The organism is Paenibacillus sp. sgz302190 (assembly GCF_059820445.1).
The window spans coordinates 95542-102780 of record NZ_JBZYAO010000027.1; the positions used below are offsets into that span (position 1 = coordinate 95542).

At 56.4% G+C, this 7239-nt stretch carries 5 protein-coding genes; 4 read left to right on the forward strand and 1 reads right to left on the reverse strand.

What is annotated here, in order from left to right; all coding sequences use genetic code 11:
• Nucleotides 1-43: 43 nt before the first annotated feature.
• From asnB to AC6RNO_RS25265, 4 genes are read left to right on the forward strand one after another with little or no spacing between them, the layout of a single operon-like run.
• Nucleotides 44-1918, forward strand: coding sequence for an asparagine synthase (glutamine-hydrolyzing) (gene asnB, locus AC6RNO_RS25250; RefSeq protein ID WP_497107154.1), 1875 nt, complete (start codon nt 44-46; stop codon nt 1916-1918).
• Between the two features lie 13 nt (nt 1919-1931).
• A complete protein-coding gene (locus AC6RNO_RS25255; RefSeq protein ID WP_488435217.1) occupies nt 1932-2669 on the forward strand; it encodes a Cof-type HAD-IIB family hydrolase in 738 nt (245 codons plus the stop codon).
• 13 nt (nt 2670-2682) lie between these two features.
• A complete protein-coding gene (locus tag AC6RNO_RS25260; RefSeq protein WP_488435216.1) occupies nt 2683-3168 on the forward strand; it encodes a DUF456 domain-containing protein in 486 nt (161 codons plus the stop codon).
• 25 nt (nt 3169-3193) lie between these two features.
• A complete protein-coding gene (locus tag AC6RNO_RS25265) occupies nt 3194-4873 on the forward strand; it encodes a putative polysaccharide biosynthesis protein (protein ID WP_488435215.1) in 1680 nt (559 codons plus the stop codon).
• Between the two features lie 3 nt (nt 4874-4876).
• On the opposite strand, the gene AC6RNO_RS25270 is transcribed toward AC6RNO_RS25265, so the two are convergent.
• Entirely contained in the window at nt 4877-6178 is a 1302-nt protein-coding gene (locus AC6RNO_RS25270) for a DUF2515 family protein (protein WP_474680088.1), read from the reverse strand.
• Between the last annotated feature and the right edge of the window lie 1061 nt (nt 6179-7239).

The following is a 7239-nucleotide window of genomic DNA, read 5'->3' on the forward strand; positions in this document are numbered from 1 at the left end:
CCGACTGATTTTTGAATGCAAGTGTGGAGGAGTGAGTTTCACCATGTGCGGTATTACCGGCGTAGTTTATTTTGAAGATAGAGAACCGTCCGTTCCCATGCTGGAGCAAATGACGGATGTCATCGTGCACCGCGGGCCGAATGACTCCGGATTTTGGACGGATAATCGGATAGGACTCGGCTTTCGCAGACTGTCGATTATCGATATCCAGGAGGGGCATCAGCCTCTGACGAACGAGGACGAATCGGTCTGGATTATTTTTAACGGGGAAATTTACAATTATAAAGAGCTGCGCGGCATGCTGATCGGGCGCGGACATCAGTTCCGCACGCACAGCGATACCGAGGTTATCGTTCATCTTTACGAAGAATATGGCGAGGAATGCGTCAAGCATATGCGCGGCATGTTCGGATTTGCGATCTGGGACAAAAAGAAGAAGCAGCTGTTCGGCGCGCGCGATCATTTCGGCATTAAGCCGTTTTACTATCATTACAACGACCGCCAGTTTTTATTCGGTTCGGAAATTAAGAGCTTGCTGGCTGCGGAAGGCATGAACCGGCTGATTCATACGGACAGCCTGCTGAATTATTTGACTTTTCAATACGTTCCTGAGCCTAACACGATGTTTCACGGCATTCAGAAGCTGCCTCCGGGGCATTATGTCAAGGTCGGCTTCGACGGTGAAATGTCGATACATAAATATTGGGACCCGATGTTCGAGCCGGAAGACCGCCCGTTCGACGAATATGTCGAGCAAATTCGCGAGACGCTCAAGGACTCGGTTGCTCATCATATGGTCAGCGATGTGGAACGCGGGTGCTTTTTGTCCAGCGGCATCGATTCCACCGCGATCGCTACCCATATGCGGAACATCGAGCCGATCCGCACGTTCTCGGTAGGCTTCGAAGGGCCGAACAACGAAACGCCGATCGCGGCGCAAACCGCTGCCGCCCTCGGAACGGAGCATTACGATAAAATCATTACGCGCGACGATTTCTTCGGCACGCTGCCGAAGGCGATCTGGCATCAGGACGAGCCTGTCGCGGACCCTTCGGCCATCGCGCTGTATCACGTCGCCCAACTGGCCAGAGAGCATGTGACGGTCGTGCTGTCCGGCGAAGGCGCGGACGAATTGTTCGGCGGCTACCGCATCTACCGCGAGCCTTTGTCGCTGAGCCCGATCGAGCGGCTGCCGTTGTCGGTGAAGCGGATGCTGCACCGCTTCGCCCGCATGCTGCCAAGCGGCATGTCCGGCCGCAACTACTTGCTGCGCGGCACGACGCCGCTGGAAGAGCGTTTTATCGGCAACGCGAAAATTTTTACCGAGGACATGAAAGCCGAAGTGCTCCGCCTGGATAGCGAGATGCTGCGGTCGTACAAAAATCCGCTGCAAATCGCCGCCGACTACTACGGCAAAACGAAGCACCTAGATCCGGTCAGCCGGATGCAGTATATCGATATGAATTTGTGGATGCCCGGCGACATTTTGATGAAAGCCGACAAAATGACGATGGCCCACTCCCTGGAGCTGCGCGTTCCGTTTTTGGACAAGGAACTGTTCGAAGTGGCGCGCCGCATTCCGGCGAAATACCGCATCGCAAACGGAACGACCAAATACATTTTCCGCAAAGCGATGGAAGGCATCATTCCGGATTTCATTCTGAATCGTCCGAAGCTGGGCTTCCCTGTGCCGCTGCGCGATTGGATGAACGGCCCGATGGGGGACATGCTGCTCGAACAAATCAAAGCCAGCGGCATCGAAGATTACATCAATATCGACACCGTAGAGCGCATGCTGCAAAAGCACCGCAGCGGCCAGGGCGACTATGCGCGCCGCATATGGACGATTTATATTTTCGCCTTGTGGCACGTGACCTATTTGGAAGAATTGCCGAAAAAGACGGCAGCAGCTTATTAAACGGGAGGCGCATATGGGAAACTACAAATTGCTGGCGCTCGACATGGACGGAACGCTGCTTACGGAAGACAAAGAGATAAGCGCGGAGAACAAAAAAGCGATCGCCGCAGCTCTTGAAGCGGGCGTGACGGTCATTTTCTCGACCGGCCGCGGCGTGCAGAGCGCGATGCCTTATGTGACGGAACTCGGTCTCAAGACGCCGATGGTTACGGTCAACGGCAGCGAGGTATGGGAAGCGCCGGGCAAACTGCACAGCAGGAAGCTGCTCTCCGTAGATCTCGTGCGCAGTCTGCACGAAATTGCGGTACAGCACGATACCTGGTGGTGGGCGTACGCCGTCGACGGTATCTATAACCGTGACAACTGGGCGGAAGACCTTGCAAGCCATCAATGGCTGAAATTCGGTTATTACACCGAAGACGAGGCGGCATTGCGGCAGGTTCGCCGGATAGTGGAGAGCTGGGGGCAGCTTGAGGTTACGAATTCCCATCCGTGCAACATCGAGCTGAATCCGCTTGGTGTGAACAAGGCGAGCGGGGTTGAAGCGGTATGCGGCTTGCTCGGCATTGGGATGTCGGAAGTGATCGCGATGGGCGACAGCGAGAACGACATTGCCATGCTCACCGCCAGCGGCTTGGGGGTAGCGATGGGCAATGCGCAGGAAGGCGTCAAGCGGATTGCCGATACGACCACAGCGACGAACGAAGAGCACGGGGTTGCCAAAATAATTTATGAATATATCCTGAAATAGGAGTTCGTCAAGCATGGTTGTGACAGGCTGGATTTTGGTTATACTGCTGTTTGCCGTGGGTATGGCCGGTGCGGTCTATCCGGTGCTGCCCGGCGTGCTGGCGATCTATGGCGCTTTTTTCGTCTACGGTCTGATGATCGGTTTTGAGCCGTTCGGTGTTTCGTTCTGGCTCATTCAAACATTAATCGTCGCGGTCATCATGGTGGCGGATTATGCGGTCAGCGCGATGGGCGTCAAAAAATTCGGCGGCTCAAGGGCCTCGGTAATCGGAAGCACCGTCGGCCTGATTGTCGGCCCTTTTGTTATTCCGGCATTCGGCATCATCCTCGGCCCGTTTATCGGCGCCGTTATCGGGGAAATGATCATCGGGACCGGGTGGCAAAAAGCGCTCGGCGCCGGGGTCGGCTCGGTGGTTGGCTTTTTCGCCAGCAGCGTAGTTAAGATCGTGCTGCAGTTGGCTATGATCGTTGTTTTCCTCATCTGGATTTTTCATAACTAAACGATTGGGAGAGAAGGAACGGACGTTGACGAAGGAAACAAAAGACTCGCTCGTAAAAGGGACGCTCATTCTCACCGTGGCCGCGCTTGTAGCGCGGTTTCTCGGCGTTTTTCAGCGTATTCCGCTGGTGCATTTGCTGGGAGATGCGGGCAATGGAAGCTATTCCATCGCATTCAGCCTGTATTCGACCTTGCTTGTCATTGCGACCGCGGGAATTCCAAGCGCATTAAGCAAAATGATATCGGAAAAAAACGCGCTCGGCAGGCAGGCCGAGGCCGCGCGCATTTATAAAGCCGCCATCTGGTTCGCGCTGGTTGCGGGGGTTGTCATGACGGCTCTGCTTTACGCATTCGCGCCGCTTTATGCGGAAACGATCTCCCGCGGCGGCGAGAACGCGACTTTGGCGACGCGGGCCATCGCGCCCGCGCTGCTCATGTTCCCGCTGATCGCCATCATGCGGGGCTATTTTCAGGGCAGGCAAAATATGATGCCGAACGGCATTTCCCAGGTCGTCGAGCAGGTATTCCGGCTCGTGACCTCGATTGCTCTGGCCTATTTCCTGCTGCAAGCCGGCCTGGGCTGGGCTGTAGCCGGAGCCTCCTTCGGCGGCGTTGTCGGCGGTGCCGCAGCGCTTGCGGTTATGCTGTATTTTGCGCTGAAGCTGAGGCGCCGGGATGCAGCAGCCGCAGAAGCGGCGCCCCGCCAAACCGCAGCGGCTACTGTAGAGGCTGGGGGGCCTGTGCCTGAGCTGCCGCGGTACCGGGAAATTTACCGGAATCTGCTGCGGCTGTCGATTCCGATCGTTTTGTTCTCGATGACGGTTCCGCTCGTATACAACATCGATACCTCGATGATTATTCCGCTGCTGGAAGGCAAGATCGGCGCGCAGGAAGCGCTCGGACTTGTCGGCATTATGGGCGGACGGGCCCAATCGCTGGCGGGTATTCCGATCATTTTGGCCGTCGCGCTCAGCCAGTCGGTTGTGCCGATTATTTCGGCGGCTTACTCCAGAAAAGACTTGACGCAGGTCAGCAGCCAGACGTCGCGCGTGCTTCAGTTGGCTATTTTGTCAGGGCTGCCTGCCGTGCTGATGATCAGCATTGCCGCCAGACCGCTGGATCTGATGCTGTTCGGCTATGAAGATTCGGCCTACGGGATCGCCCATGGCCCGCATATGATTTCGCTGTTGACGTTAAGCGCGATGTTTCAGGTCATCATGCAGACCTCGGGAGCCGTCCTCATGGGGATGGGCCGGATGAAGCCGCTCATCGTTCATGTCGTAATCGGCGTAGCGGTGAAGCTGGCGGGAAGCTTGCTGCTGTCGCCTTTATGGGGGATATACGGGATTACGGCGTCCACCGGGCTTTGTTTTATCGCCATGAGCTGGCTCAACATTCGTGCCATCCGCAAGGAAGTGGCCTTCACCGTGCTCGGCAGACGAACCGCCGGCCTTGCGCTGACAATCGCCGTAATCGCGGTCTGCGGTCTTGGCATAGAATGGCTGACCCATCACTATGTCCAGTTGTTCGCCTGGTACCGCATGAATGCCGCCGTCAATTCCGTCATTGTGTGCGCAGTAACGATAGCGCTGTACCCGCTCATGCTGCTGGCGACCCGCGTCGTGACGAAAGACGACGTCAAAAGCTTTCCCGCGCCGCTGCAAAAGCTCATCGGCAAAGCCGGACGCCTGCTCGGCCGCGCCTAAGCTTTACAGCTCCGGCAGCGCTTGCTCCGCTGCGACGGCGAGTTCGATTTTGTTCAAGCCGAAGCAGGCTTCGGCTGTCATCTCGAACTCGAAGGGCACGGGAATCGGCCGCATGTGCATGACCGGCTTGCGGTAATCGTCGAACCAGTCTCCCGGTTCGACGGGCGCAAGCAGCCGGTCGGGCCATGCCCGGGGCAGCGCCGGACTATAAAAGGGATCGGCCCCCTTTTTCAAATGAAGGCCGCTCAGCCTCTCCTCGTATTTTCCGGCAGGAGGGGCTTTTTTGACGCTTGTGAAAAGCTGGGGCCAATAGTCCGACCGGGAGGCGGTATGAGGAGTCTCCGCGGCAAATTTCAGCACGCCTTGATGGACGACGGGGATGCCGTACAGGATCGCATACAAGCTTTTTCCGAATTCGATGCGTTCGTTTAAGTTGCCGAAATTTTCCAGAGTCAGACCGGCCAGGCGGGGGTGAAGATGCACAGGCGATTTGGCGCCAAGCGGGGCCAGGTAAGGGAAGAACACCTGATTCAACTGCAGCCAGGCTTGCGTTTTAAAAGCGGGCGTGTCCAGCACAGTCTGCTTGTAGTGACGATTCCGGACGATTCGCTGTTCGATGTAATTTTGCTCGTTTATGATCAGGGCGATCGTCAGAGGGATGGGCTCCTTGTGCCTCCAGTAATCGTTCCAGACAGCCTCCATAAACGCGGATACGCCGAAATGAGGCAGTAAATGAAACAAGCTGTGCCCCCGCTTTTTGCTCTCGGCATACAGCAGCAGCTGTGGGTACGCATCGCGGAAAATAAGCGCGTTCGCCCGTTCGAGGAAAGCGAAGGTGTGTTCGATGTGGGCTTGTGACAGCAAACGCGGGAGCAGCTCGCCTCGCAAATCCGTCATGCACCACCCGCCGTTGCGCGATACCATATGGGCGAGCAGCGCCCAATGCAGCTCGGGATGCTCCTGATAAACCGCCCAGTACGCTTGCGTGCGCGTTACATTGTTGCGGTTTTTTCGCTGAACAAGCTCTTTCAGGCTGCTGACCAAAAGCTTTTCTTGCGAAGCAAGAGGAGGGAGAGCGGCGCCGTCCTGCTGCAGCCGAAGCCGGAGCTTCAAGCTGTGCTCCAGGCGCCGGATCGTCTCGGGAGAAAGGGGCATCCGCCCGGCCGCCGTTTCCGCGGCTTTCATCGAGTACATCAGTGTGGATGCTTTGTTTTTGAACATTTGCAGCAGCAGCCTGGGGAGCCGCACCGCTTTTGCTACAAACCCGCCCATGCCTCCGCTTCGCTTATCGGCGGAATTCGCCACAGTCATCCCTCCGTTCCTTGAGCCTGAGCTGCATAGATGAGGCCACAAATTATTGTGCGCTCATTCTTTAAAGGCTATGTTGAAAGCGGAAATAAATTTCCGGCGGAGCCGGCGAAAATCCCGCTTATACGCGGGGGTCAGGGGAGCATTTGGCGGCACCCCGCGACCGCAAGTTCTGCGCGGCACACTGTTTCGTTTGAGGAGTGGCGAAAAAGTGGCATCCGTGCAGCGCGCTCCCGAATACGGGTAAACCACGTTAGCGGTAATTAAATAAACTGCCGGCAGCGCTCAGGAAAACCTGCAAGAGCATAACCCGGACGCTGGGAGGCAGCACAGCAACTTGGCTAAGGGGAGAAAACCTGTTAAAGTCGTACTGCCGAGAAACTCACTCACTAGGAGAGAGTACATCAGCACGGCTGCGGGAGAAATCCCTGCCCAGTACCCCCCCCCAATGCCAGAGTCGATGGCATCATCTGCCTACCCAGAAGCCCCCGCGCCATAGCCGATGGCACCATCTGCCTGCCCAGAAGCCCCCGCGCCATAGCCGATGGCACCATCTGCCTGCCCAGAACCCCCACGTCAGAGCCGATGGCATCATCTGCCTGCCCAGAAGCCCCCGCGTCAGAGCCGATGGCACCATCTGCCTGCCCAGAACCCCCACGTCAGAGCCGATGGCATCATCTGCCTACCCAGAACCCCTACGTCAGAGCCGATGGCACCATCTGCCTGCCCAGAAGCCCCCGCGCCAGAGCCCAATTGCACCATCTGCCTGGTTGTACTCAAAAAAACCTGCAAAAGTACAGTTTTTGCTCAGTTGATACGCGGGCCACGGTAAAATTCCTGCAATTGTGCAGGCTTTTCGCCGCGAACATGGGGCTCAGACCATCTGTAATCAAAATTCCTGCACAATCGCAGGCTTTCCGTCAAAATGAACCATTTTTACGGAAAAAACCTGCACTTTTCAGGCTGTTGAGAAAGTCTTATGAATCCACCAATTCACCGCGTTAATATGGTATAATATTCTTGTGAGTATTCCATGGAAAGCGCGGTGTGTCTATGCT